Source organism: Massilia sp. 9I, from assembly GCF_902506415.1.
Lineage (GTDB): Bacteria > Pseudomonadota > Gammaproteobacteria > Burkholderiales > Burkholderiaceae_D > Telluria.
The window spans coordinates 4,604,676-4,629,251 of the sequence record NZ_LR733275.1 but is presented as its reverse complement, the minus strand read 5'-3'; the positions used below and the strand labels follow the sequence as shown (position 1 = coordinate 4,629,251).

The window sequence follows — 24,576 nt, the reverse complement described above, 5'->3', positions numbered from 1 at the left end:
CTCGTCAAGCGCGGTCCGCCACGCGCTCGCCCATGATGCCGGACGGGCGCAGGGTCAACACGAGGATCAGCACGACGAAGGCGAAGATGTCCTGGTAGTGGCTGCCCAGGAAGCCGCCGGTGAGGTCGCCGATGTAGCCGGCGCCCAGCGCTTCGATGATGCCCAGCAGGATGCCGCCGATCATGGCGCCGTAGATGTTCCCGATCCCGCCCAGCACCGCGGCGCAGAAGGCCTTCAGGCCCGGCAGCACGCCCATGGTGAATGTAATCGAGGCATAGTTCGCGCCCCACATCACGCCCGCCACCGCGGCCAGCGCGGCGCCGATGGCGAAGGTGGCGACGATTACGCGGTTCGAATCCACGCCCATCAGGCCGGCAACGCGCGGGTTTTCGGCCACGGCGCGCATCGCGCGGCCCATGCGGGTGCGCTCGACCAGCAGCACCAGGCCGACCATCGCGAGCGCGGCCAGCACCAGCAGCAGGATCTGGGTATGCGAAATCAGGGCGCCGCCGATCGACACCGGTTCGGGCGAGAGCAGCTGCGGGAAGGGCAGCGGGCTGCGGCCCCAGATCATCATGGCGAAGGTCTGCAGCAGGATCGACACGCCGATCGCGGTGATCAGGGGCGCCAGGCGCGGCGCATTGCGCAGGCGGCGGTAGGCGACGCGCTCGATCAGGATGTTGACCAGCACTGCCACGGGAATCGCGCCGATGATCGCGACCGCCAGCTGCACGTAGCCCGGCAGGCCAGGGGCATGGGCTTCCAGCAGCTTCAGGATGGTCAGGCCGATCATGGCGCCGATCATGAGCACGTCGCCGTGGGCGAAGTTGATCAGGTTGAGTACCCCGTACACCATGGTGTAACCGAGCGCGACAAGGGCGTACATACTGCCCAGCACCAGCCCGTTGAGGATTTGTTGGATGAATGTTTCCATCGTGCGCCTTGTTCTCCCGTTGCAATCCAAGAAAAACGGCACTCCGGGTCGCCCCGCAGTGCCGTCTGGCCTGGCGTTCATTTCCGATGCCAGCATCATAACTTGGCAAATGGAAAACTTACACCGGAAAACAAGTGATACGACGAATTTTTACGCAGCCTTGGCGCCGTCCAGGCCTTTCGGCAGCGGGAACACCACGTGCTCTTCCACGCCTTCCAGCGCGCGCACGCTGGCCGCACCGAGTTCCTTGAGGCGGTCGATCACGGCCTGCACCAGCACTTCCGGCGCCGAGGCGCCGGCGGTCACGCCGATACGCTTTTTGCCGACGATCCATTGCGGATCGATGGCGGCGGCATTGTCGACCATGTAGGCCGGGGTGCCCATCTTGTCCGCCACTTCGCGCAGGCGGTTCGAGTTCGAGCTGTTCGGGCTGCCGACCACGACCACGACTTCCACCTGCGGCGCCATAAACTTGACGGCTTCCTGGCGGTTGGTAGTGGCGTAGCAGATGTCGCCCTTCTTCGGCTCGATGATGTTCGGGAAGCGCGCCTTGAGCGCGGCGATGATGTCGGCGGTGTCGTCCACCGACAGCGTGGTCTGCGACACGTAGGCCAGCTGGTCCGGGTTATTGACCTGGAGCGTCGCCACGTCGGCCACCGTCTCGACCAGGTGCATGCCCTCTTCCGCCTGGCCCATGGTGCCTTCGACTTCAGGGTGGCCGTCGTGGCCGATCATGACGATCTCGCAGCCCTGCTTGCGCATCTTGGCCACTTCCACGTGGACCTTGGTCACCAGCGGACAGGTGGCGTCGAAGATGGTCAGGCCGCGTGCCTCGGCATCCAGGCGCACGGCTTTCGAGACGCCGTGGGCCGAGAACACCAGGGTATTGCCGGCCGGGACATCCTCGAGCTCCTCGATGAAGATCGCGCCCTTGCTGCGCAGGTCTTCCACCACATAGGCGTTGTGCACGATTTCGTGGCGCACGTAGATCGGCGCGCCGAACTGGCGCAGGGCGCGCTCGACGATCTCGATGGCGCGGTCCACGCCGGCGCAGAAGCCGCGCGGCTGGGCAAGCAGAATTTCGTTTTCCATGAAGGTTTCCTGTTTTACAGAACCGAAATCAGTTTCACTTCGAACTGCAGGGCCTGGCCGGCCAGCGGGTGATTGAAGTCGAACAGCGCGGTGGTCTCGCGCATTTCCAGCAGCACGCCGGCGAAGCGGCCGCCCTTGGGTGCATTGAACTCGATCAGCTCGCCCACCTTGTAGTCGGCATCGGGCACCGAGTTTTCCGCCAGGGTCGCCTTCGACACCGGCTGGATCAGGTCAGGGTTGCGCTCGCCAAAGCCTTCCTCGGCGGTGAGCTGGAAGGTCTGGTGCGCCCCCTCCTCCAGGCCGATCAGTTTTTGCTCGAGGAACGGAGCCAGCTGGCCCTGGCCCAGCAGCAAGGTGGCCGGGGTGCCGTTGAAGGTAGTGATGAGATCAGTACCGTCGGCGGTGGCCAGCCGATAATGCAGGGTCAGGTAGGACGATTCGTTGACGACGTTGGACATGTTCTTTGTGATGACAGGCGGGCCTGTTGCGGGCAAACCGCTATTGTAAGCCACCGCTGGCCGTCGCGCCTTGGCGTGCCCTTTTTTATGGCAAGGATCAGACAATGAGGATCACTGAATGGCCGGAAGAGCAACGCCCGCGCGAACGGCTGCTGCGCGGCGGTCCCGGCGCCCTGTCGGACAGCGAACTGCTGGCCATCTTCCTGCGCGTGGGAGTGACGGGCAAGAGCGCGGTGGCGCTGGCGCGCGACATGCTCGACCATTTCGGCTCGCTGCACCGGCTGCTGCACGCAACGTCGAGCGAGTTCGGCGCCCTGCACGGGCTGGGGCCGGCCAAGTACGCCCAGCTGCAGGCGGCGGTGGAGCTGACCCGGCGCGCCGTGGCCGAGGAATTCGAGCGCGAAGGCATGTGTTCGCCGGAAGCGGTGCGGAGCTACCTGCGCCACCAGTTCGCGCTGCAGGCACATGAATCCTTCGTCGTGCTGTTCCTGGACGTCAAGAACCGCCTGATCAACTACGAAGAGATGTTCCGCGGCACGCTGACGCATACCAGCGTCTATCCGCGCGAAGTGGTCAAGGCGGCGCTGCGCCGCAACGCCGCCGGCGTGATCCTGGCGCATAACCACCCGTCCGGCGTGGCGGAACCGAGCGAAGCCGACCTGCGCCTGACCTCAGCGCTGGTACAGGCGCTGGCGCTGGTCGACATCCGGGTGCTCGACCATTTCGTGGTGGCCGGCACCCAGGTCCACTCCTTCGCCGAGCACGGACAGCTGTAAACCTTATTTGCCGCCGAGCGCTTCCTCGATCTTCTTGCGGTCCACGAACTGGACATAGGCGCTGATCGATTCCGCCACCGACGGGTTGGAGGTCAGCTCCATCATCGCGACTTCGCCCAGCGACTTGAACGAAGCCAGCATGCCCGCCGGGCCTTCTTGGCCGGCTGCACGCGCCTGGGCGGCGCAGTTCACGGTCAGCAAGCGGGTGACCAGGTCGGCCATCTGCTTGTTGGTGCCGGTGCGAATCTGCTCGTTGACGGGCGCGAAGCTGCGGATTTCCGGATGTGCCGACATCGAGACAAAGATCCAGCGTGCCAGGTCCTTGCGGTCCTTGCCGCTGGTGTTGTCCTTCAGGCAATTGCCCAGCGCATCGGACGCGGGAGAGGCCATGGCGGCTTGCGGAACGACGATGGCGAGGCTCAGGATGAGGGAGGCGAGTATGCGCATGGAATAGCTTCTTTCAACGAGAGGACACGGGGTCAAAACCGGACGACTCTAGCATGTATATCCGTGAGGCAACAAGGCCACTGCCCCCTCTGTTGTTGCAGCGTTTTCACACGCAAAACCGCTACTGGCTGTTCCGTAAACCGGCATCAAAACAAGGGACTAGCCAACTCATCGGCAATTGTTAAATATGTTAACTGACGAAAGACACAATTGTTTTCTGCAAGTGATTGATTTGCTTTCAGTTTTCACGCTATACTCTCGTTTTTCCAATCCTGGATATTCTTAAGGAGTGCACTATGGCACGTGTCTGCCAAGTTACCGGCAAGGGAGTGATGGTTGGCAACAACGTCTCCCACGCTAACAACAAAACCAAGCGTCGTTTCCTGCCGAACCTGCAGAACCGTCGCATCTACGTGGAATCGGAAAACCGCTGGGTCTCCCTGCGTCTGTCCAACGCCGGTCTGCGCGTGATCGACAAGCTCGGCATCGACGCCGTGCTGGCCGACATGCGTGCCCGTGGCGAAAAAGTTTAATTAGGGAGCTATCATGGCAAAAACTGGCCGCGACAAAATCAAGCTGGAATCGACCGCAGGTACCGGTCACTTCTACACCACCACCAAGAACAAGCGCACCATGCCGGCGAAGATGGAAATCACCAAATTCGACCCGAAGGCACGCAAGCACGTGATCTACAAGGAAACCAAGATCAAGTAATCGATCTGGTTCCGCGAAAAAGCCGCCCGCTTCATGCCGGCGGCTTTTTTATTGCTTGCGCTCCATGCGCGCTCCGGTAAGCTGGCGCCACGATGACAGAAACGCAAGCTCCCGCCTCCACCAGCCGCATCGATGCCCTCGACGTATTGCGCGGCTTCGCGCTGGTCGGCATCTGCCTGGTCAACGTCGAATTCTTCAATCGCCCGGTTGCCCAGTCCGGCGCCGGCATGCCGCCCGGCCTGCAGGGCCTGGACTGGCTCGTAGCGTGGGTGGTCGCTTACTTCTTCAGCGGGAAGTTCTGGACCATCTTCAGCCTGTTGTTCGGCATGGGCTTCGCCCTGATGCTGGAACGGGCGCGGCTTGCGAACCGTCCCTTCCTGCCGGCCTACCTGCGCCGCATCGGCGCCCTGCTGGTATTCGGCCTGCTGCATTACTGCCTGCTGTGGAGCGGCGATATCCTGATCAGCTACGCGATCGGCGCCCTGTTCTTGCTGCTGACCCTGTTCACGCGCGGACGCTGGCTGCTGGCGGCGATCCTGGGCTGCATGGCGCTGTCGCTGCTGCCGGCGCCCTGGCGCACCCTGGGCGGACTGGCGCTGCCGCTGGGCTTTGTCGGGCTGGTAGCGCTCTACTTGCGCGGCAAGCCGGACAAAGCCGGGTTTGCGCTGGCCATGTTCCTGCCCGGCGCGCTGATCCTGATCGCCGCCCTGTTGCAATTCTTGCTCGACGCGGGGGACGCCTTGATGCTGGCTGTAGCCGGTGGGGTGTTGGTCGGACTCGGCTGGCTGGCGCTGCGCCATGGCGGTACAGGCACTGGCCGCCTGTGGCGCGCCGGCATCGCCATCTACGTCCTGACTTTCGGGCTGGTGACGGCGGAAGGCGGCTTGCGCTACCTCTCACCCGGCGCGGCCGCCCTCGGCCCGGCGGCAGCGACTGCGATAGACGGCCGCGAAGTCGACGCGGACGTCGCGCGCGGACTGCGCCATCGTGAACTGGTCCAGCGCAGCGCGCAGGAGCGCAGGGTGCTCACGCAGGGCAGCTACGCGGATGCGGTCGCCATGCGCATCAGCCATCTGGGCGAACGCCTGCGCGACGAAGCGGGATTCTCGGTCATCCTGGTCGGCGTATTCCTGATCGGCGCCTGGTGCGTGCAAAGCGGCATGGCGGCCAATCCCGCTCCCTGGCAGGCGCTGCTGCGGCGCCTCGCCTGGATCGGCCTGCCGCTTGGCATCGGCCTCGGCCTGGCAGGCAGCCTGATCGCCACCGGACGCCCTCCCGGGGTCGACGACCAGGGCTACGATTTCGCCTATGGCCTGCTGGCGCTGGGCAGCTTGCCGGCCTCGGTCGGCTACATGGCCGCGCTGCTCCTGCTGCTGCCGCGCTGGCCCGTGCTGGCCCGCGTGTTCGCGCCACTCGGGCGTATGGCGCTGAGCAATTACCTGCTGCAATCAATCGTACTGTCGCTGCTGTTCTACGGCTACGGCGCCGGCCTGTGGGGCATGGGACGCGCCGCCCAGAGCGGGGTGGCGCTCGCTCTGTGCGGCGTGCAGGCCTGCGCCAGCGCATGGTGGCTGGCGCGCTACCGCTACGGTCCGGCCGAGTGGCTGTGGCGCGCCGTCACCTACCTGCGCCTGCCGCAAAATACGACAAAGCCTTGACGGCGCTCAGCAGCGCGGGATGCATATATTGCTATTTTCGCTGGACCGTGAAAGCATAAGGCGTTGTCGACTTCACCATCCATGGCATGTCCCCGCTGCTGAAGCTTCCCGTCTTGTCCGCCCTGGCCGCGCTGCTATGCGCCCTGCCGGCGCATGCCCAGTCCGAGCTCCCGGCTCCCGAGCAGATCCAGACGGTCGAAGTCAAGGCCGCGCATACCCGCCTGGTCCCGTACAAGGAATTGTTCTACCCGATGGCCAAGGCGGTCCAGCAAAGCCTGGCCGGGCGCGCCGCGCTCGCGGTCCAGCTGCGCCCGGCACGCGCCGGCGTACGCACCGACGACCTGGCCGTCTGGCTGGAGGGCGGCGGGGAGTCGTTGCAGGTGCGCCCAGGCGAGCACGGCCTGTACATCGTTCCCGTCGCCGACCGCACCGCGCAGCAGGACGGCAGTTTTTCGATCAACAAGAACCCATCCGACCTGCGCGCCAACCTGGTGATCGTCCCCACCCTGGCGCCGGATGCCTGGACCATCGGCGAAGTACGGCGCCTGCTGCACGACGTGCACGCGGCCATCGATCCGCTGGTGCCCTGGCACCACCGCTTCCTGATGCGGGCCTTCACGCGCAAGCTTGGCGTGTCCGTGTGCAGCCTGTCGCCCAGCGGCCACGTCGACGTGCGCGACGGCGAGCGCCTGCTGGCCACCTACCCCACCAGCGAACCGGGGCGCAACCACGCCAATGCGCCGGTCTACTGCCACCGCTTCACCGGCAACGAAGACTTCGATCCGCGCGCGCGGCTGGTGCTGCCGGATGATGCGCAGGTGCTCCTGATCTAGAAAAGAAAACGGCTCCCCGCGGGGAGCCGTCTTGCTGGCAGGCCTGAACGCTTACGCGTAGCTGCGCAGGCGCAGCGAGAATTCCTGCAGGGCCTTGATGCCCGAGGCTTCGGCGCGCGCGCACCAGTCCTGCAGCTGCTGCAGCAGCTGCTCGCGGGTCGAGTGCGAACGTTCCCAGATCGCGCCCAGTTCCACGCGCATCTGGTGCATGGTTTCCAGCGCCTTGCTGTGCTGGAACAGCTCGACCAGCTGCTGCTTGTGCGAGGCTTCCAGCTTGGCCGGCTCGCGCTGCATCAGCTTGCGCGAGCTCTTCAGGAAGCGCGCTTCCAGCTCGGCCTTGTGCTTCAGGTGCTCGAATTCCTCGCGGAAAGCGTGGCGCACCGACTTGGCGTACTTCGCCATCACGTCATAGCGGTTGGCGATCACCGACTGCAGGGTGTCGAGGTCGGCCACCAGCTTGTCCTTGGCGAATTCCGGCTTCGGCGCCACCTTCTTGACCTTGGCCAGGCGCAGGGTTTCCAGGATGCGGATATAGCCCCAGCCCAGGTCGAACTCATACCACTTGCTCGACAGCTTGGCCGAGGTGGCGAAGGTGTGGTGGTTGTTGTGCAGTTCCTCGCCGCCGATCAGGATGCCCCACGGCAGGATGTTGGTGGCAGCATCGCTGCAGTCGTAGTTGCGGTAGCCCCAGTAGTGGCCGATGCCGTTGATAATGCCGGCGGCGGTGATCGGGATCCACATCATCTGCACGGCCCACACCGAGATGCCGACGATACCGAACAGCGCAAAGTCGATCAGCAGCATCAGCACCACGCCCATGGCGCTGTGCTTGGTGTACACCTTGCGTTCGATCCAGTCGTCCGGCGTGCCGTGGCCGTACTTCTCCATCGTTTCCTTGTTCTTGCTCTCAGCGCGGTACAGCTCGGCGCCTTCGAACAGCACCTTGCGGATGCCGCGCGTCTGCGGGCTGTGCGGATCTTCTTCGGTATCGCACTTGGCGTGGTGCTTGCGGTGGATCGACGCCCATTCCTTGGTCACCTGGCCGGTAGTCAGCCACAGCCAGAAGCGGAAGAAATGGCTCGGAATGGCGTGCAGCTCCAGGGCGCGGTGCGCCTGGTGGCGGTGCAGGTAGATCGTCACGGCGGCGATCGTGATGTGCGTCAGCCCCAGAGTGACAAAAAAGATCTGCCAGCCGCTGAGGTCGAGCAGGCCGGTCGACAGGAAACTCAGCACGGCTTGCACGGGTTCGCTACTAATGAAATTCATTCAGTCTCCATGGATATCGCGTGGTGCGCTGCGTCGCAGCGGCCCGCAACCCGATATTTTACGCGGTTCCAGTGACGCACGGCACGTTTAAAAGCTGCCGAGCATGGCTTATTTCAAGGCGCGGTAGGGGTTCGCGCCACAAGCGATGTGATATGTGCATCGAGCAGGCGGGTATCCATTGACGGATGACCAAGTTTGATCTCGCCGGACTGGACAAGTGCATAAATCTCCTTGTTCACGTCGGAAATCGGCCCGCCCTGCCCGTTCTCCGGGTCGCCCAGCCAGAAGCCAACTTCCAGCGCGTAACCATCTTGCGCAAAAGCATTCAGCAAAACGTTCGGCGCCGGCTCGTCCAGCACCCGCGGCACGCCGCGCGGCAGCGCTTCCAGCAACGGCATGACGACCGACAGGTCGCTGTCGTAGGACACGGTCAGCGTGGTCACGGCGCGCACGTTGCGGTTGGTCGAGGACTGGTTGAGCACCACGCCGGTGATCAGCATTTCGTTCGGCAACAGGGTCTGGGTGCCGTCGGCGCCGCGCAGCACCGTGTAGCGCGTATTGATGCGCGCCACCTTGCCCGAATATTTATCGAGCGTGATCGGGTCGCCGATAGTCAGGCTGCGTTCCAGCAGGATGATGAAGCCGGACACATAGTTACTAGCAATGCGCTGCATGCCGAGACCGAGGCCGACGCCCAGCGCGCCGCCGAACACCGACAACACGGTCAGGTCCAGCCCCGCCAGCGACAGGCTGAACAGCACCGCGACGAGGATCAGCACCGCCCGGCTCATGCGCGCCAGCACGACCTTGATCGAGCTGTGCATGCGCTCGACGTGCATCAGGCGCTCTTCCAGCGCGGCGCCGGCCCACAGCGCCAGCATCATCAGGACGACGATCGAGACAATGCCTTCGACCAGGTCGGACAGCACGATCTTGTGCTTGCCGATCGGCAGCTGGGTGTGCTCGAAGTAGTGGATGACGTCGGGTAGGACGCCCGTGATGTGCAGGGCCACGCCCAGCCAGACCACCAGCGCGAAGATCTTTTCGAAGGTCTGCAGCGCCTCACCCAATTGCCCGCGGCGCGCGAACACCCGGCGCAGCAGGTAGAAGAAGGTGCGGATCACCGCGAACGAAGACGCCAGCGGCACCGCCACATCGAGCAGGTGCACGCTCTGGTAGTGATGCATGACGGCGCGGGTCGTCACCAGGAGCCCCAGGATCAGCAGCGGCGGCAGCACGCGGCTGAAACTGGCCATGCCGAGGCCGATCAGGCCCTGGTGCTGGTCCTGGTGGCTCGCCAGCCATGACCGGTGCATCAGCCGCGCCAAACCCCAGCCGACTGCCACGCACAATACGATGGCCAGCGCCTGCCACAGGATGGCAGGCTGATGGATGTCGCCGAGCAGGTCGGCCAGCAGTTGCTGGAGCGGCATGTGTCGGCGTTATTCCTCGATCGGCTCGTCGGCCGGCGCCGCCTTGGCCTTGGCCTTGCGTTCGAGGACTGCGGCGAAGAAGCCGTCGGTCTGGTGCTTGTGCGGCAGCATCTTGAGGTAGCGGTCCATCTTGAGCGGGATCTTTTGCTCGGCCAGCACTTGACTCGCCGGCACCAGCTCGAAGTCCGGGTGCGTCGCCAGGAACTGTTCGACGATCACGTCATTCTCTTCGTTCAGCAGGCTGCAGGTGGCGTACACCAGGCGCCCGCCGTTCTTGACCAGGCGCGCCGCGCCGTCCAGGATCGCAGCCTGCTTTTCCTGCATCTCGCCAATCGCGTCAGGGCGCTGGCGCCACTTGACGTCAGGGTTGCGGCGCAGGGTGCCCAGGCCGCTGCAAGGTGCGTCGACCAGCACGCGGTCGATTTTGCCGGCCAGGCGCTTGATCTTGGCGTCGCGCTCATGCGCGATCAGGACCGGATGCACGTTCGACAGCCCGCTGCGCGCCAGGCGCGGCTTCAGCTTCGACAGGCGCTTTTCGGAGACGTCGAAGGCGTACAGGCGGCCGGTATTGCGCATGGTCGCGCCCAGCGCCAGGGTCTTGCCGCCGGCGCCGGCGCAGAAGTCCACCACCATCTCGCCACGGCGTGCGCCGAGCAGCTGGGCCAGCACCTGGCTGCCCTCGTCCTGCACCTCGATCGCGCCTTCCTTGAACAGCGGCAGGTTTTGCAGCGCAGGTTTTTTCTGCACGCGCAGGCCCAGCGGGGCATACGGCATCGGCTCGGCCACGATCGGCGCCTTGGCCAGTTCGGCCATCACCTCGTCGCGGTCGGCCTTGATCGAATTCACGCGCAGGTCGAGCGGCGCTGGAGTATTCAGCACGGCGGCCAGCTCGAGGGCTTCGGCTTCACCGAACTGGGCCACCAGCTTGTCGTACAGCCAGGCCGGCAGGTTGGCGCGCATCTGCGGCGGCAGCAGCGAACGGTCGACATCCTTGACGCGGGTAAGCAGATGGGTTTCTTCCTCGCTCAGGCCGCCGAGGGCGTCGATGCCCACCGTTTCGGCCAGGCCCAGCAGGGCAAGTTTACGCATCGAGGGCGTGTTGCCCGAGCCGGCGAAATCGGTATAGAAGGATTTGTTGCGCAGGACGGCATACACCGCTTCGGCGATGACGCCGCGCTCGCGGCCGCCGAAACGCGGGTGGTCCTTGAAGTAGCGCGACAGGGTGACGTCGGCAGGCGACGTGAAGCGCAGGATATCGCGCAATACTTCTTCGGTATTGCCGATGATCGCTGGAGGCAATCTCATGGTGTTCCTTAATTAAATACTTGTGGATTCAGGCGGCCGCACGATCGAGTATGCGCACATCGCCATTTTCAATATTGAGCCTGTCTTCGACGAACAGGCGCACCGCATATGGGTACAGTTTGTGTTCCTCGACCAGCACACGCGCCGACAGGGTCTGTTCGGTGTCGCCAGGCAGCACCGGCACCCGCGCCTGCGCCACGATCGGACCGTGGTCCAGCTCGGCTGTGACAAAGTGCACGGTCGCGCCATGCTCCTTCTCCCCGGCATCGATGGCCTGCTGGTGCGTACCCAGTCCCGGGAACAGCGGCAGCAGCGAGGGGTGGATGTTCAGCATGCGGCCGGCGTAGTGCTCGACAAAGGGCGCCGTGAGGATGCGCATGAAGCCGGCCAGCACAACGAGGTCAGGGCTGAAACGGTCAATCGTTTCCTGCAGCGCCGCGTCGAACTCGGCGCGGGTGGCATATTCCTTGTTCGCTATCACCGCGGTCGGGATGCCGCGGGCGCTCGCGAATTCCAGGCCCTTCGCTTCCGGCTTGTTGCTGATGACGGCTGCGACACGGGCCGGCCAGGCTTCGCTTTCCATGGCGCGAACCAGCGCTTCCATGTTGCTGCCACGGCCGGAAATGAGGATCACGATATTTTTCATACCCCACATTGTACCGTATCGCCGGCGGGCAACCGCCGTGGGCAGGGCTCAGGCAGGGATCGCGAAGGAGTAGAATACGCGGAACGGGACTTTCTTTTCGGCCCAGAACTCAGCCGCGTCGCGGAACACGTCGAGCAGGTTTTCGCGTGCTTCCTTGTCGAATTTTTGCGCGCTCGGCAATTGTTCAAGGACGACGAGGAAGCCGGGCTGGGGCCCTGCTTCGCTGAGGGTCTCGGTCAGGCACTTGCGCAGGGCGTCGAAGTTTTTGCTGCAGGGTTTGGGGAAATAAAAGTTCTCGCCGATGCGGGCGCACACCTGCTGCTTGGTCAAGGTATTGGCACAATGCGCATACAGGAAGTGCTGACCTAGGCGCGCAGCCTCCTGCTGCAGCTCGGCGACGCGGAACGCGCGGATCGACTGCACAAGATTGGGCGGCACTCTCATCAACAGACTCATTTTTTCCTCAAGATGACCAGGTCGGTGTGATGTGGCGCCCTCAGCACCACGCGTCGCGACGGTCGGTATCCGCCACATTCTTCTCTCCCGCTATTGTTTCCACGCGCCAATAAAAAAACCCTTAGTGTGTAAGGGTAACGTTTTGTGGTATGGGAAGCAACCCAAATGTGATCCCGGGAATCCCATTTGTAAAAATTGGTATGTTCATATATGCACAACTTAACGCCTCACCAACAGCTCTGCCATTCTGGCGGCAGGGCTCGAAGGCTTGCGTTGCTGTTACATTTTGTTGCCACGGGGATTCGTCGACCCGGCCGGATCGGATTACCATAGGAGCCATGGAAGTCCGGTCGGTTCCCACCCCACCAGACCCGTCGAATACACCACTACGAGGTAGACCATGAACACTCAAGCCAAACTGATCATTGCCGCGCTGGGCCTGGCCGCCCTGCCGCTGGCACAGGCCCAGGATTTCGAAGACTTCGGCCGCGTGGTGCGCGTGCAGCCACGCGTGGAACAGATCCGCACCCCGCGCCAGGAATGCCGCACCGACTACGTGCAGGTGCCGGCGCAGCAGCAGCGTGGCGTCGGCGGCGGCATCGTCGGCGGCGTCGTGGGCGGCCTGCTCGGCAACCAGATCGGCAGCGGTAACGGCCGCGTGGCCGCGACGGCGGCCGGCGCCATCGCCGGCGCGATGGTCGGCGACCGTGCCGAAAACGCCAACCGTCCACAGGGCGTGCAGGAACAGGCGGTGCGCCAGTGCCGCAACGTCGACGCCTACGAGTCGCGCACCAACGGCTACGACGTCACCTACGAATACCGCGGCCAGACCTACAACACGCTGATGAACCGCGATCCGGGCAACCGCGTGCGCCTGCGCGTCTCGGTGCAGCCGGTTGACGCCTACGCTCCTGATCGCTACTGATCCTCAGCCGGCCACGCCGGCTTCCCGCAGCGCCGGTTGAAGGCGTGCTTGCGCTGCGGGAACCCCTCCCCCGATAATAGGGCGATTCAATCAGGTTGCCCTATGCTCATCAAACGCAAATCCATCGAACAGGCCGAATCCTCGCGCCGCCCCGCACGCAAGCCCAAGTTCGCCCCCGTTACCCTGTCCGAACAGGACGGCGTCCGCTATCTCCACTTCGGCACCGAGTGGGTGCAGGGCGCGATGCGCATCCGCAAGCCGGACTGGCCGGAGCTGGAATATGCGCAGCAGATGATGGCCTGGATGCTGTTCATCGACGCCCCGCGCGCCATCGCCCAGCTGGGGCTGGGCGCCGCGACGCTCACCAAGTTCTGCTACCGCCAGTTTCCTGAGGCGAGCGTCACCGCCGTCGAACTGAACGAATCGGTGATCGCCATCTGCGCCTCTATGTTTAAACTGCCACCCGAAGACGAGCGCCTGAACGTGCTGGAGATGGATGCGCTGGATTTCGTGAACGATCCGGGCAATCACGGCGCCTTCGACGTGCTGCAATGCGACCTGTACGACGCCACCGCGCGCGGGCCGGTGCTGGATACGCCGGAGTTCTACCAGGCCTGCAACGCATGCCTGGCCGAGGGCGGCATCATGACCGTCAACCTGTTCGGCGACCATCCGAGCTTTGCCAAAAACCTGAAGGCGATGAAGTTCGCCTTCGCGCATGTGATCTGCCTGCCGGAAGTCCACGAAGGCAATGTGGTGGCGCTGTGCTTCCGCGACCGTCCGCAACTGGACAAGGAAGCGCTGGCGGCCCGCGCCGCCCAGATCGTGGCGAGCACCAAGCTGCCGGCCAAGTCCTGGGTCAAGGGCATCCTCGCCGCCAACTAGACTAATTACCGGGAGCCGAACGTGAACACGCAAGCCGTCCCCACTACCGCCAAGGCGCCGCGCCTGCGCACGCTCGACCTGCAATCGATCTTCTCGTGGCTGCTGGCCGACGGCATCGTCACCAAGGAACACGTCAAGGCACACTTCACGCAGGCTCAGGGCATCCTGAAGAATGCGGCGGGGTCAATGCACCCGCTCACTGCGGTCGCCCAATGCAAACTGGTCTCGGCGCTGCCACCGCATCGTTTGTTGACGCTCGACGTGCTGACCGAATGGTGCGCGACCAAGGTCGGCCTGCCCTTCATCCGCATCGACCCGCTGAAAATCGATTTCACCAAGGTGGCGGACGTGATGTCGGCCAGCTATGCGGCGCGTTTCAATATCCTGCCGGTGGAAATGACCGGCTCCACGCTGGTGGTGGCGACCGCCGATCCGGCCAACGTGGAATGGGAAGCGGAAATCGCCAAGGTCTCGCGCCGCAAGATCGAACTGGTGCTGGCCAATCCGCTCGACATCGCCCAGTACATCTCGCAATTCTTCAGCCTCGCCAAATCGATCCGCGACGCCAACCGCAATACCGGGCAAGACCTGGCGATGCGGAACAACTTCGAGCAGCTGGTCGAACTGGGCAAGTCGAACAAGCAGTTCGATGCGAACGACCAGCACATCGTGAATATCGTCGATTGGCTGTGGAGCTACGCGTTCGAGCAGCGCGCCTCTGATATCCACCTGGAGCCGAAACGCGAATTCGCTGTGATCCGCTTCCGCATCGACGGCGTGCTGCACCAGGTGTATCAGGTGCCGGCGGTGGTGATGATCGCCATGACCGCACGCATCAAGCTGCTGGGCCGGATGGACGTGATCGAAAAGCGGCGCCCGCAGGATGGGCGTATCAAGACGCGTACCGCTGGCGGCCAGGAAGTCGAACTGCGTCTGTCGACCTTGCCGACAGCATTCGGCGAAAAGCTGGTGATGCGTATCTTCGATCCCGAAGTGGTCGTGAAGACACTGCCGGAACTGGGCTTCCCGCCGGACGATGCGGCGCGCTGGGATGCGCTGACCAATCGGCCGCACGGAATCATCCTGGTTACCGGGCCGACCGGTTCCGGCAAGACGACGACGCTATACACGACGCTCAAGACGCTGGCGACCAGCGAAGTGAACGTGTGCACCGTGGAAGATCCGATCGAAATGGTCGAGGCCTCATTCAACCAGATGCAGGTGCAGCCGGGGATCGACCTGTCGTTTGCAGATGGCGTGCGCGCGCTGATGCGTCAGGACCCGGACATCATCATGGTGGGCGAGATCCGCGACCTGCAGACGGCCGAGATGGCGATCCAGGCGGCGCTGACGGGTCACCTGGTGTTCTCGACGCTGCACACGAATGATGCGCCAGCCGCCGTCGTGCGTTTGCTGGAGCTGGGCGTGCCGGATTATCTGCTGGAAGCGACGCTCATCGGGGTGATGGCCCAGCGCCTTGTGCGCACGCTTTGCCCTGACTGCAAGGCGAGTGGCGGCGAATTGAGCGACGAGGTGTGGCAAAGCATTGGGGGAGCTTGGAGTATCCCGAAGCCGACCACCGTGTATCGTCCGATCGGCTGCCCCGAGTGCCGCCAGACCGGATATCGCGGCCGTACCGGCATTTATGAATTGCTGACGGTGAGCGAAGGGTTTGCGCACGCCGTGCGCGAATCCGCCGACATCCAGAAGCTGCGCCAGCAGAGCGTGGCTGACGGCATGAAGCCGCTGCGCATTGCGGGCGCGATGAAGGTTGTGGAAGGTGTAACTACGGCAGACGAGGTGCTGAAAGTGACGGCGGCGCTGGTCTGAGATGCTGCTGCACAGTTAGCACTAGCGCAAACCCGAACGCCCGGCTATAATGCTGCCTCTTTCGGGTCGTTAGCTCAGTTGGTAGAGCAGCGGACTTTTAATCCGTTGGTCGCTGGTTCGAGCCCAGCACGGCCTACCAGAATTAGTTGTAGCAAACAAGGCGTTACGAGTGATCGTGACGCCTTTTTTGTTTTGCATGTCCTATTCCAACGAGCGGTCCGAAATAACATCGCTCGTAAGTCGTGAATCTTTCTCGAACTAATAGCACGAAAAAAGAAACGCTCTCCTACGGAGGCGTCGTTTTCTTTGGATAAATGAACAGCAGGACCAGTGCGCATATATAAACTGGTATAAAAGAAAAGATGAGTGCGTAGGTAACAAGGCGACTAGCGCCTTCGTGATGGCTGAAAAAATACAAAGAATGGAAAGCCAACCAGGACGCCGCAAGTCCGACAACCCCATACCAACTAAACAGAATCAAGGGCCGAGGCAGGACAACTAATCGCAACTTGTGCAGAATCACGAGCAGTGTCAAGAAAGCTGTGAACCCATAAACATAAAATATATCTAGCTTACTAGTTAGCGCCCCGATGGAATTCATATTCACGCGCGCGCCTCCGTAGGCCAAGTTGCACTATTATGCGTAGCTGCGATCATCTTTGGACGACCGACTGGTGGGTTGGGCGTCGCTCCCTCCTGGGAGCCCCAGTCTAGCGGCATTTCCACAAAGAACCCGTGTATGTTTGCGCGCAGCTCCTTGTATGCCTCCTCAATTTTCGGCTTGTTACCGTTCATAAATGCGGGCGCAAGCAATGCTGGTTTGGAAAGATCGTATTTACCCTTCTTGGCATTGAGGACCGGATAAGCCAGACTGAGTCCCGCTGTCAAGGTCCGGTGACTATTTGACGGCACTTGTGGAAATATTTTCTGGTATGTAAGCGCATTCTTGCGAGCCAACGCCAGCATTCCGTTAACACTTTCCCTCGAAAGTGGCTTCTCAATATCTATGCCGCTCGGCACATCCGATTCCTTCTGCACACCGGTCGTGGTCTCATCAACTAACATGCCTAAGTGTTTTTTCCACAAATTTATGCGTAACTCTCGCGCAAAATTGCGGGTTGTGACTTTGACGCCCTGCCCCATGTCGGTCATGCTCGCGTTTGCCGTATCCACCACGATGGCTGCAAGTTCGGTATCGCCGTCGCCGTTCAGGCTACGATCGTTGATGTTCGCACTTCCAATGATCGCAACCGCATCGTCGACAATTAAGAGTTTGCTGTGCACGTATATCATTTCCGTTATGACGTTCGTCGACGTGCGGCCAAAATTACGCAGATTTAAGACGGTCAGATAATTGCGCCATTCCTCGGCCATCCCATGTCTTTGCAAGATGTCGAATATGCCGGAATTTGTTTCCGGTTCCCTCATAACGCCCCAAGCCTTCATATGTTTGTTGAAAATTGCCGCGTTAATGCGGCTAATTAAGCTATTGCTACCTCGTTTTATTCCCTGCAGAGCCCACCACGCTTGTGATTTCGCAGCATCCTCCTCCAATTTCCCTTCAGGCTGTACCGGCAGCACAATGTACACATGGAATGGCTTTCCAGCATATACGGCTCGTGCAATCGCATTTGCAAGAGCGGATAAAATTTCGTTATTTGCTGGCGATTTTGTACCGTAGGCATCACTGCCACACTCAGAGATAAAAAATTGATTCTCAATATAGATCATCGCCTGCGCAGACGCGATGCAATTTATCATTGCGTCTTTAATGCTTGTCTGGTGTGTACTCGCCCATGCCTCTCTCGCTTTTTGAACCTTTTTTCGACGTTCCACACTTGGCTGCTTCCAGTCGTCGTGAATATATTTGTAACGATCGCCCCACAGCCTGAGTTCGTCCAACAGCTGCGCAGACGAGGCTGAACGGGAGATTTGCACGGTGGCGCTCCCATCGCCAGATGCTAAGGGATCAACCAAGTAATCTTGTCCCCTAGCTCGCTCAAACCATGTCGACGCCATCGGGTTGTCGAAGCCATTGGTTCCGGAACCAGCGAAACTGTTCCAACGTAAAACAAAATTAACGAAAACATCGTATACCGCTGGACCTTTAATATGCAGAGCGACGTCTTGCCAAGGTTGGCGCGGCTGAAAACGTTCGTCAAAAACCTTGCCTTTATATGGAGGATGAAATGGCGGACATCCCTTAGGCGAATTTGGAAAACCTTCCGGTTTTGTTAAAACTTCCTCAACGCTCGTCATTAACCGGGCTGGCTCAATCTGCATATTGTATGCATCGTTGATAACGCGTTTAGTGGGGTCAATTACCACGTTAAACGCGTTTGTATCCCAGCGGCCATATGCAATGTCCAACCCGCCCAAGAAAGCAACCATGCCATCGACAACAACAAACTTTTGATGATGCGAGAAAAAAACATTTAGGTTGTCAAGCTTACGGACGTAAGGCCGCCCTGTGTTTGGATTTGCCAACAGTACTTCAATCGAGCCTTTGCCATTTCCTTTTGGAATCGCGTTTAGGAGGTCTTGCGAAACGTCGTCGTTCGTAGACGCCACCATGACAGAGTCATACAGCATGAATTTCACGTGCACACCGCGCTGTGTTGCTTGATAGACGAGTTCGGACAAACGTCCGGGATGTCCCGGTTCGCCCCGGTGGTCCAATTCAACATCGATGTCGCATTGCCAGTCCGCGATCAACACGAAGCTTTTTGCCTCCCGAATTGCCTTGGCAACCGCAGCCATATAGTCGCGACCATTCAAATACGCACGGCACTCGTTGCCAATCCGAGGGAACGCAAATGGCTGCTCTGTGTCGAAATACTGTCTAGTCACCGAGGTGATCGTATTAACAGTAAGCTGAGCGGTGTATTTATCAATAGGCATGTGTTATTTGCTCTTCGATTTTTCACTAGCCGCAACAATTTTCATAGATCCACCTTACGCTTCAGCGTATTCGTCGTGACAGCGGGATCGTTTTCAGTTGCCGCCAATCCGATGTAGTTTGTCAAAACCTCGTCCAACTCACGGCCATAATGCGCGAAGTTGAGCGCATCGAGTACCCGCCGGGGATTTGATTGCGCGGCAGTAGTCGTCCAACTTGCTGTTTTCAACGCCATAGCTGTGAGGCCGGAAATTAGCCAGATGCGGCCCGGCTGTATCTTTACTTCCTCGAAAATCTTTCGCTTCTGGTCTTCTGTAAGGGAGAGCACCCCATCGGCGGGCACAATTCCCTCGTAGAGGACGCTATGCCAATTGTTCTCGTTAAATATTTGTGGATTCAGCCCACCACCGCAGTTGTCACTGAGCCCCGCACCCGAGTGCATCATTACAACCTTCCATTCCTCCCCAGCCGGGACAACCCCATATCTGCCTGGAATATCCTGCAGCCTCAAGTCGAATTTGAGAGGTTCGATGACTGACCGCGGCATCTGTGGAAGCGGGTAAGAGAGACTTTGCGGGCTGTTGAAGTGCTTCTTGCTGGCATTGATAACAAGCTGACCTGGGCATTGCACAACGATGTTGCCACCGGTGATGGTGAGATTGGCCCCGCGAGCAGTCGACAGACAAATGCTTTGGGGCGAGGCCCAATCGACATGCGCATTTGCACTGATGACTTTGATATCGTCCCGGGCTTTGACCTTTAGCTCATCGGCCTGCGCCTGAATGTTGACCGCATCTTTTGCGGTAATGAGCTGTAACCCTAGACTGTTTTCTCCTACCTTAACGGCTCCTCCAAGTGCGCCAGTTACCTGCCCCATATGCATCCGCATCTGTCCACCGCTGACATACTGCATGTCCTGCCCACATGCCAGGAGCGCAGTCTCGCTACAGGCAAGCTGTACGCTCTGCCCTGCAACGGCATCGAATCCCGCCTGCGCCGCGATCGCGACAATCGGATCGGTCGTATGGGGCACCTTGGTCTTGCTGCTGCTGGTGTTCTTTGCACCAACGTCGGACCGGGCCTGAGCGAGCGAATCGGTACTGACCATTCCTGAGGCCACCTTTAAGACAGCCTTCAATGGCGCCGATTTATCATCCAGTGCACTCTCATCTGCCGCGCTCACTCCCAGATGCGTTGCCAGTCCAACCGTTTGATGCGTAACGGTTGCTGTACTAAAGGAAGCCGCCAGCTTCTCGGAAGTAATCAGCATCGCGATTCCGGCAGCGCCCTCCCCGACCACATCGCGTTCGGTAGCGTTGTGACTGATCTTGTAACTCGTTATTTGCATACCAGCGCCCGCCCGCACTGCGCCATTAGCATCGCTGCGCAGTTCCACACCTAGGCCTCGGCAACTGCCACGGTAGTTATCCGCGAGGTGCATCAGATGTCCGAGATTCAGCTCGCTGCCCACGTGCGTGCTTTTAGATTGCACATGACCCTGTCCGTCGGTGTCATCGAATAGGAGTTGAGAGTAGCCATACCCACCAAATTCCTTGCTACGGATTCCCGAATGCGCCGCAGGGTTGCGATGTCCAGCACTGTCAGCGGACGCGCCATGCCATACCGGACTGTGCCCGGCGCTGAGGTTTCCCTGTCCTGAAGCTGCGTGATCACGCGCAGATTCAAAACAAAAGAAGCCTGCCTCGCCGTCGGGACGCCCACCTGGCGTAGCGACAACTCCACCCTCCCCTCGACCGTTGTAGAGCGCGCCGACGACGATCGGGCGATCAATGTCGTTCTCCAGAAACTGCACCAGCACTTCCTGACCGATCCGCGGCAAAAATTGCTGGCCCAGGCCACCGCCGGCGGAACGTTGTGCGACGCGTACCCAGGAAGTCATGTTGCCGTTATCTTGCCAATGGAAACGAATGCGTATCCGTCCCGAGCTGTCGCAGTACAACTCATCCGCACCGCTCGGTTGGTCGTTGCCGTCAGCCCCGACCACGATGGCACTTTGCGCCCCAAAAGCGACTGGCTTGGGATAGCTGCGACCGCTGATACTCTCTAATGACGGCCGCCAAATGAGTTGGCTTGCGACAGCGCTGAAACAATTCGCATAACCCGTCTCCCGCGCCTGTGCGATCGCCAGTTCGAAGTCGTCGGGCATATCGGTCCGGGTGAGATCTTGCAGCAGCTCAGGTATCGGCCCGAACAGTTCAGCAAGCGCATGCTGCGCCGTTGGCGGCATGTTGTTGACGCCAATGCTGAGCACACGCAGTACGGTGAACGAGGCTGTTTCGCTAAGCTGCTGCAACGGAGCACCGAGGACCTGCATCCGGGTGCCGGCACGCAGCGTTCTCACGGTAGAGCGACCGTTCCACATCTGCCCACGCGCTTCCTGCTCCTGCATGCGCAGATCCGCATAGTGCTGTGCTTGCTGCCAGTCCGCATAGGCATACTGCCCAGGCACGTCGTACGATTCGAGCACCGGCAACTTGCTGCCGCAGGTGTAGTGCGACGGCGAACTGGCCGCGACCGCCTGCTTCGCCTTGTAGTCGTAACTGAGCACGGTCGTCAGCGAGGCATGCAAACGACGCTGCGCCGACAATGCCTGGATGCTGTCCGATTCCTCGACCGACCGCGCGCCGTGGAACCGGATACCGCCATGTGCCTCGCTGCTAGTGTCTTCCGGCACAGCGCTCAGCTGGCTGCTGTCGGCAAACAGCACCACGCCGGGCCCATCCTCGATCTGCTCGATGCGCCAGCACAGTCCCTCTTCGGCAAGGAGACGCGAGACGAAGTCGAGGTCGGACTCGCGATACTGGCAGCAGTAACTGCGCGGCGACACTTCATCCAGAAAAGAGCCGGTATCCTCGCTCCAACGCCAGCGTGCCAGCGGCTGATAGGCCTCGAATACCGCATCGACGATCTCGATAACGCTCTTGTCCTGCCACACGCGGCAATTGCGCACCTGCTCCAGCCGCCATAACCAGGACGACATCCGGATGCGATACCGCGCCAGCCCGCCATCGCTGCCGAGCATGGCGGCTTCACAGATTTCCCCACCAAAGCGCTCGCGAACGCCATCCGCCAGGCAGATCTCCAGCGTCGCCGGCTGCCCCAGCAGACTATCGAGTTCCAGGTAAGCATCCGTAGACAGCGCAATCACATCGCGCGTCCCGACTTCCTGCACGCCATCCTGTGCAAAGAAGGCTTCGACCAGCAGCCCGCCTTCTTCTCCATCGCCGATCTTGAGGTCGTACAGCCGGCTTGCGCTGCTGAATTCAGCCAGGGCGGTAAAGATCTGATCCGTCAACGTCATGCTCATGACCGTAACCGTTCCTCGTGAACTCGGCAGCCGAAGCCCTCACGATATAAGCAGTCCGCACAGCAATTCTTGCGCCGTGTCATCAGTTGCAGAGCTCTGCAAACCGAACACGTCTATTGCAAATATTTAGTTAAATTATTTGCAACTCACGCTCCTCAGTGCATCGTGAAATTCATCCAGAACATCTTCCTCAATGTGATCATCTGGGCACGCTGCAGGAACTAACGGATTGCGGGAGCAGGACGCGTGGTCGGTTCATTACAAGGCGCGGGGGGAAGCGAAGGAAGCGATCAGCAAGGCTGCCTACCAGGCGGGGAGTCAAAATCCGGGACAGTACCGTGATGGTGAGACGGGTCTGCAATGCGGTCGACATGGCTACTACGACCCTCATGCCGGCAGGTTCATTTCGCGTGACCCCATCGGCCCGTTCGTGCCGATGCTGCCAGCCGTGTCCTGGCGAACAGTCACGCACATCTTGCAATGCTAGAGTAGCTACACTCCCTGTCGCGAGGCGCCCGTGAAACACTTGCAGAAACTCAGCTCCATTGGCTACATCCTCATCGCCCTGTTGTTCTTTATTTGCGGGTTCACCCTGATCGCCCTGGCCACGATGGAAATCTGGTCGGCTATCATGGGCAAAGGCGACCAGACGGTCCAGCAGCAGTTCCAGCTGATTCTGGAATGCGTGGGCCTGCTGACGATCTCGGTCGCCGCTTTTGAGCTGGGCCAGACCGTGCTGGAAGAAGAAGTGCAGCGCGAAGTGCATGTCAGCTCGCCAACCCGCCTGCGCCGCTTCCTGTCTCGCTTTCTCATCGTAGTCGTCGTGTCGCTCGGGGTGGAATGCCTGGTCGGGGTGTTCCAGTTCCTGCATACGAAACCCGAGCTGCTTCCACAGGTCGCGTCGATCGGCGTCGCCGCCGCCATCCTGCTGGCCAGCTGGGGCTTGTTTGTCCGCCTGAACGTCGAGGCCGAAAAGCTGGAACCGGAAGCGATGCACCAGGCGCAGGAAGAGGACAAGCACGTCGAAACTTGACCGCCGCCCGAGCGAGCGTCACCGCTTGAACAGCCCCCGCACAAGCGAATCGACCACGCCCCGGGTCACGGCGTCCTTGACAGTATTCCCTGCGGACGGCGTAGCCTGTTTCTCTTCCGGTGGCGCTTCCTGTCCCGCCATGGCGGCCTGCATCGCCGCCCCCATGCCCGGCATCAGCGAAGCAACCGATTTGAGCCGCACCTTGACGTCCCATTGCGGCTCCCAGGTCACCTTCGGATCCTTCGGCCGCGGCGGATAGGCCATATTCAGCTCTTCGCCATACGCGATCACGCGCGACATCGACATCGCACTGACCGCCTCTTTCGGCGCCATGCACTCGGTCGCCGCCGCCGGCAGCAGCACCTTTTCCTTTTGCCACTTGCTGACGGAGCCATTCGGCTGGTAGTTCACCAGGCCCATGCCCATGTCCGGCAGCTCGCTCGAGGTCCAGTACACCATTTCCATGTCCCCGCTCTCGGCCTTGGCAGGGTCGCGCATGCCCATCGCCTGCACGAACCAGCCGGTGGCCTGCTGCATCGGCTTCCACTTGAACAGCACGCCTGCGCCCTCGTCGTTGCGGGCCGCTTCGACGGCGGGCATCAAATCGTGCTGGGCGTCGATGTTGAACTTGAAGCCGTCCACCACGCCATCGCCGGCGAAGGCATGCTCGCCGATCAGCGAGGCGCCCTCCGGCAGGCGACGGGCATCGTTCTTGTTCGGCCAGCCCGGGCGGCCCGGCGCCGGGCGCGGCACGCGGGTGGTGGCGCCGCGGTTCTGGAAGAACTTGTTGAACTGGGTGGGATCCATCTTGGCCAGGTCGATGACCAGAGGCTGTCCTTTGCGCACTTGCGCGCCGCAGCCCCAATACAGGTACATTTTCCCCTTCGGCATCTCGAACTTCGGTGGTTCCGTGTCGGTAATCTCGTCCGGGATGGGCTCCACCGGTCCCTGCTCCGGCGCCAGCAGGTTCAGCACGGGCGCCAGCCTGGAGCCGGCCGGCACGCTTTGCGTCGCGGTTTTCAGCTTGCCATTGTTGCGGGTCAGGAGCGTCACGTCCATCCAGCGGCCCGGGCTCTGGGCCTGGGTCATGCCGAAGCTATTGTCGTTGTTCTTGGCGCCGAACAGGCCGCCCATCATGCCGCCCCCGCCGCCGGGCATTGGCGCGCCGCCGGAAAAGGTTGCGAGGTCAATAAAGGCCTGGCTCACAGGCGGCTTCACTTTCTGGACCGGCTGCGCAGCCAGGGCGCCGGGCAGGACGAACAGGCTGGACACAGCCAGCGCGAGGTTTTTTAGCTGGAACATGGGATTCTCTAGAGAGCAAATCGGATGCCGCCAGTGTGCTGGCATCCCGCTCTCAGTCCCATCCCCCCGGGAGGGGGAACTTGGCGCAACCTGGATAGGATTGCCTGCAACGCTAACAAATTGAAACGAAGCACTTGGATATTCGCGCAAACGCCGCTATAATCTTGGCTTCTTCGGGTCGTTAGCTCAGTTGGTAGAGCAGCGGACTTTTAATCCGTTGGTCGCTGGTTCGAGCCCAGCACGGCCTACCAAAGATTCAGCAAGGAAGGCGTCATGAGAAATCGTGACGCCTTTTTTGTTTTGCTCGTCATATTCCTGTCATCCCCGCCTCCTATGCTGTCGGTTTTTCAAAGGGA

Annotated in this window: 22 protein-coding genes and 2 tRNA genes; 12 read left to right on the top strand and 12 right to left on the bottom strand. The window is 61.1% G+C overall.

The annotated features are described in order from the left end of the window. Window positions 1-4: 4 nt before the first annotated feature. The 3 genes from GV068_RS20620 to GV068_RS20610 form a co-directional block, all read right to left on the bottom strand. Window positions 5-934, bottom strand: coding sequence for a branched-chain amino acid ABC transporter permease (locus tag GV068_RS20620; RefSeq protein WP_159702231.1), 930 nt, complete (start codon window positions 932-934; stop codon window positions 5-7). 150 nt (window positions 935-1,084) lie between these two features. After that, window positions 1,085-2,026, bottom strand: coding sequence for a 4-hydroxy-3-methylbut-2-enyl diphosphate reductase (gene ispH / locus GV068_RS20615; protein WP_159702228.1), 942 nt, complete (start codon window positions 2,024-2,026; stop codon window positions 1,085-1,087). A 14-nt stretch (window positions 2,027-2,040) separates the two neighbouring features. Next, window positions 2,041-2,484, bottom strand: a complete 444-nt coding sequence (locus tag GV068_RS20610; RefSeq protein ID WP_159702225.1) for a peptidylprolyl isomerase — start codon at window positions 2,482-2,484, stop codon at window positions 2,041-2,043. A 104-nt stretch (window positions 2,485-2,588) separates the two neighbouring features. Between GV068_RS20610 and radC the strand changes: the two genes are divergently transcribed. Beyond that, window positions 2,589-3,260 (top strand): DNA repair protein RadC, encoded by a 672-nt coding sequence (gene radC, locus GV068_RS20605; RefSeq protein WP_159702222.1) that lies wholly within the window; start codon window positions 2,589-2,591, stop codon window positions 3,258-3,260. A 3-nt stretch (window positions 3,261-3,263) separates the two neighbouring features. On the opposite strand, the gene GV068_RS20600 is transcribed toward radC, so the two are convergent. Then, window positions 3,264-3,707: a hypothetical protein gene (locus tag GV068_RS20600; RefSeq protein ID WP_159702219.1), complete on the bottom strand. Its 444-nt coding sequence runs from the start codon at window positions 3,705-3,707 to the stop codon at window positions 3,264-3,266. A 296-nt stretch (window positions 3,708-4,003) separates the two neighbouring features. Between GV068_RS20600 and rpmB the strand changes: the two genes are divergently transcribed. From rpmB to GV068_RS20580, 4 genes are all read left to right on the top strand, one after another. Beyond that, window positions 4,004-4,240, top strand: a complete 237-nt coding sequence (gene rpmB, locus GV068_RS20595; protein WP_005665737.1) for a 50S ribosomal protein L28 — start codon at window positions 4,004-4,006, stop codon at window positions 4,238-4,240. 13 nt (window positions 4,241-4,253) lie between these two features. Then, on the top strand, window positions 4,254-4,421 hold the full coding sequence (gene rpmG, locus GV068_RS20590) for a 50S ribosomal protein L33 (protein ID WP_005665735.1): 168 nt from the start codon (window positions 4,254-4,256) through the stop codon (window positions 4,419-4,421). Between the two features lie 92 nt (window positions 4,422-4,513). Further along, window positions 4,514-6,079 carry a DUF418 domain-containing protein gene (locus tag GV068_RS20585; RefSeq protein WP_159702216.1) on the top strand — a complete coding sequence of 522 codons (1,566 nt, stop codon included), beginning with the start codon at window positions 4,514-4,516 and terminating at the stop codon, window positions 6,077-6,079. Between the two features lie 86 nt (window positions 6,080-6,165). Next, complete coding sequence (locus GV068_RS20580; RefSeq protein ID WP_159702213.1) at window positions 6,166-6,912, top strand: hypothetical protein; 747 nt, start codon at window positions 6,166-6,168, stop codon at window positions 6,910-6,912. Between the two features lie 51 nt (window positions 6,913-6,963). On the opposite strand, the gene GV068_RS20575 is transcribed toward GV068_RS20580, so the two are convergent. The 5 genes from GV068_RS20575 to GV068_RS20555 form a co-directional block, all read right to left on the bottom strand. Beyond that, the gene (locus tag GV068_RS20575) at window positions 6,964-8,178 is read right to left on the bottom strand and encodes a fatty acid desaturase (protein ID WP_159702210.1); all 1,215 of its coding nucleotides are present in this window, start codon (window positions 8,176-8,178) and stop codon (window positions 6,964-6,966) included. A gap of 113 nt (window positions 8,179-8,291) precedes the next feature. After that, window positions 8,292-9,611 carry a mechanosensitive ion channel family protein gene (locus GV068_RS20570; protein WP_159702207.1) on the bottom strand — a complete coding sequence of 440 codons (1,320 nt, stop codon included), beginning with the start codon at window positions 9,609-9,611 and terminating at the stop codon, window positions 8,292-8,294. Between the two features lie 9 nt (window positions 9,612-9,620). Then, window positions 9,621-10,916: an RsmB/NOP family class I SAM-dependent RNA methyltransferase gene (locus GV068_RS20565; protein WP_159702204.1), complete on the bottom strand. Its 1,296-nt coding sequence runs from the start codon at window positions 10,914-10,916 to the stop codon at window positions 9,621-9,623. 28 nt (window positions 10,917-10,944) lie between these two features. Further along, the gene (gene purN / locus GV068_RS20560; RefSeq protein WP_159702201.1) at window positions 10,945-11,562 is read right to left on the bottom strand and encodes a phosphoribosylglycinamide formyltransferase; all 618 of its coding nucleotides are present in this window, start codon (window positions 11,560-11,562) and stop codon (window positions 10,945-10,947) included. A gap of 48 nt (window positions 11,563-11,610) precedes the next feature. Further along, on the bottom strand, window positions 11,611-12,096 hold the full coding sequence (locus tag GV068_RS20555; RefSeq protein WP_229464387.1) for a barstar family protein: 486 nt from the start codon (window positions 12,094-12,096) through the stop codon (window positions 11,611-11,613). A 322-nt stretch (window positions 12,097-12,418) separates the two neighbouring features. On the opposite strand from GV068_RS20555, the gene GV068_RS20550 reads away from it, so the two are divergent. The 4 genes from GV068_RS20550 (at window position 12,419) to GV068_RS20535 (ending at window position 15,797) form a co-directional block, all read left to right on the top strand. Then, window positions 12,419-12,943 (top strand): glycine zipper 2TM domain-containing protein, encoded by a 525-nt coding sequence (locus tag GV068_RS20550; RefSeq protein ID WP_159702198.1) that lies wholly within the window; start codon window positions 12,419-12,421, stop codon window positions 12,941-12,943. A gap of 102 nt (window positions 12,944-13,045) precedes the next feature. Beyond that, on the top strand, window positions 13,046-13,828 hold the full coding sequence (locus GV068_RS20545; RefSeq protein WP_159702195.1) for a spermidine synthase: 783 nt from the start codon (window positions 13,046-13,048) through the stop codon (window positions 13,826-13,828). Window positions 13,829-14,014: 186 nt separating this feature from the next. After that, window positions 14,015-15,658 (top strand): GspE/PulE family protein, encoded by a 1,644-nt coding sequence (locus GV068_RS20540; protein ID WP_229464584.1) that lies wholly within the window; start codon window positions 14,015-14,017, stop codon window positions 15,656-15,658. A 63-nt stretch (window positions 15,659-15,721) separates the two neighbouring features. Beyond that, window positions 15,722-15,797, top strand: a tRNA-Lys gene (locus GV068_RS20535). A gap of 464 nt (window positions 15,798-16,261) precedes the next feature. Here GV068_RS20535 and GV068_RS20530 read toward each other — a convergent pair. Beyond that, a complete protein-coding gene (locus tag GV068_RS20530) occupies window positions 16,262-18,559 on the bottom strand; it encodes a phospholipase D-like domain-containing protein (RefSeq protein ID WP_159702192.1) in 2,298 nt (765 codons plus the stop codon). A 41-nt stretch (window positions 18,560-18,600) separates the two neighbouring features. Further along, complete coding sequence (locus GV068_RS20525; RefSeq protein ID WP_159702189.1) at window positions 18,601-21,885, bottom strand: type VI secretion system Vgr family protein; 3,285 nt, start codon at window positions 21,883-21,885, stop codon at window positions 18,601-18,603. 229 nt (window positions 21,886-22,114) lie between these two features. Here GV068_RS20525 and GV068_RS25510 point away from each other — a divergent pair, with 229 nt between their 5' ends. Then, on the top strand, window positions 22,115-22,372 hold the full coding sequence (locus tag GV068_RS25510) for an RHS repeat-associated core domain-containing protein (protein WP_159702186.1): 258 nt from the start codon (window positions 22,115-22,117) through the stop codon (window positions 22,370-22,372). Between the two features lie 30 nt (window positions 22,373-22,402). After that, window positions 22,403-22,918, top strand: coding sequence for a hypothetical protein (locus tag GV068_RS20515; protein WP_159702183.1), 516 nt, complete (start codon window positions 22,403-22,405; stop codon window positions 22,916-22,918). A gap of 18 nt (window positions 22,919-22,936) precedes the next feature. Here GV068_RS20515 and GV068_RS20510 read toward each other — a convergent pair whose 3' ends face one another. Next, entirely contained in the window at window positions 22,937-24,220 is a 1,284-nt protein-coding gene (locus GV068_RS20510; protein ID WP_159702180.1) for a hypothetical protein, read from the bottom strand. Window positions 24,221-24,395: 175 nt separating this feature from the next. Here GV068_RS20510 and GV068_RS20505 point away from each other — a divergent pair. After that, window positions 24,396-24,471: transfer RNA gene (locus GV068_RS20505), tRNA-Lys, on the top strand. Window positions 24,472-24,576: the final 105 nt, after the last annotated feature.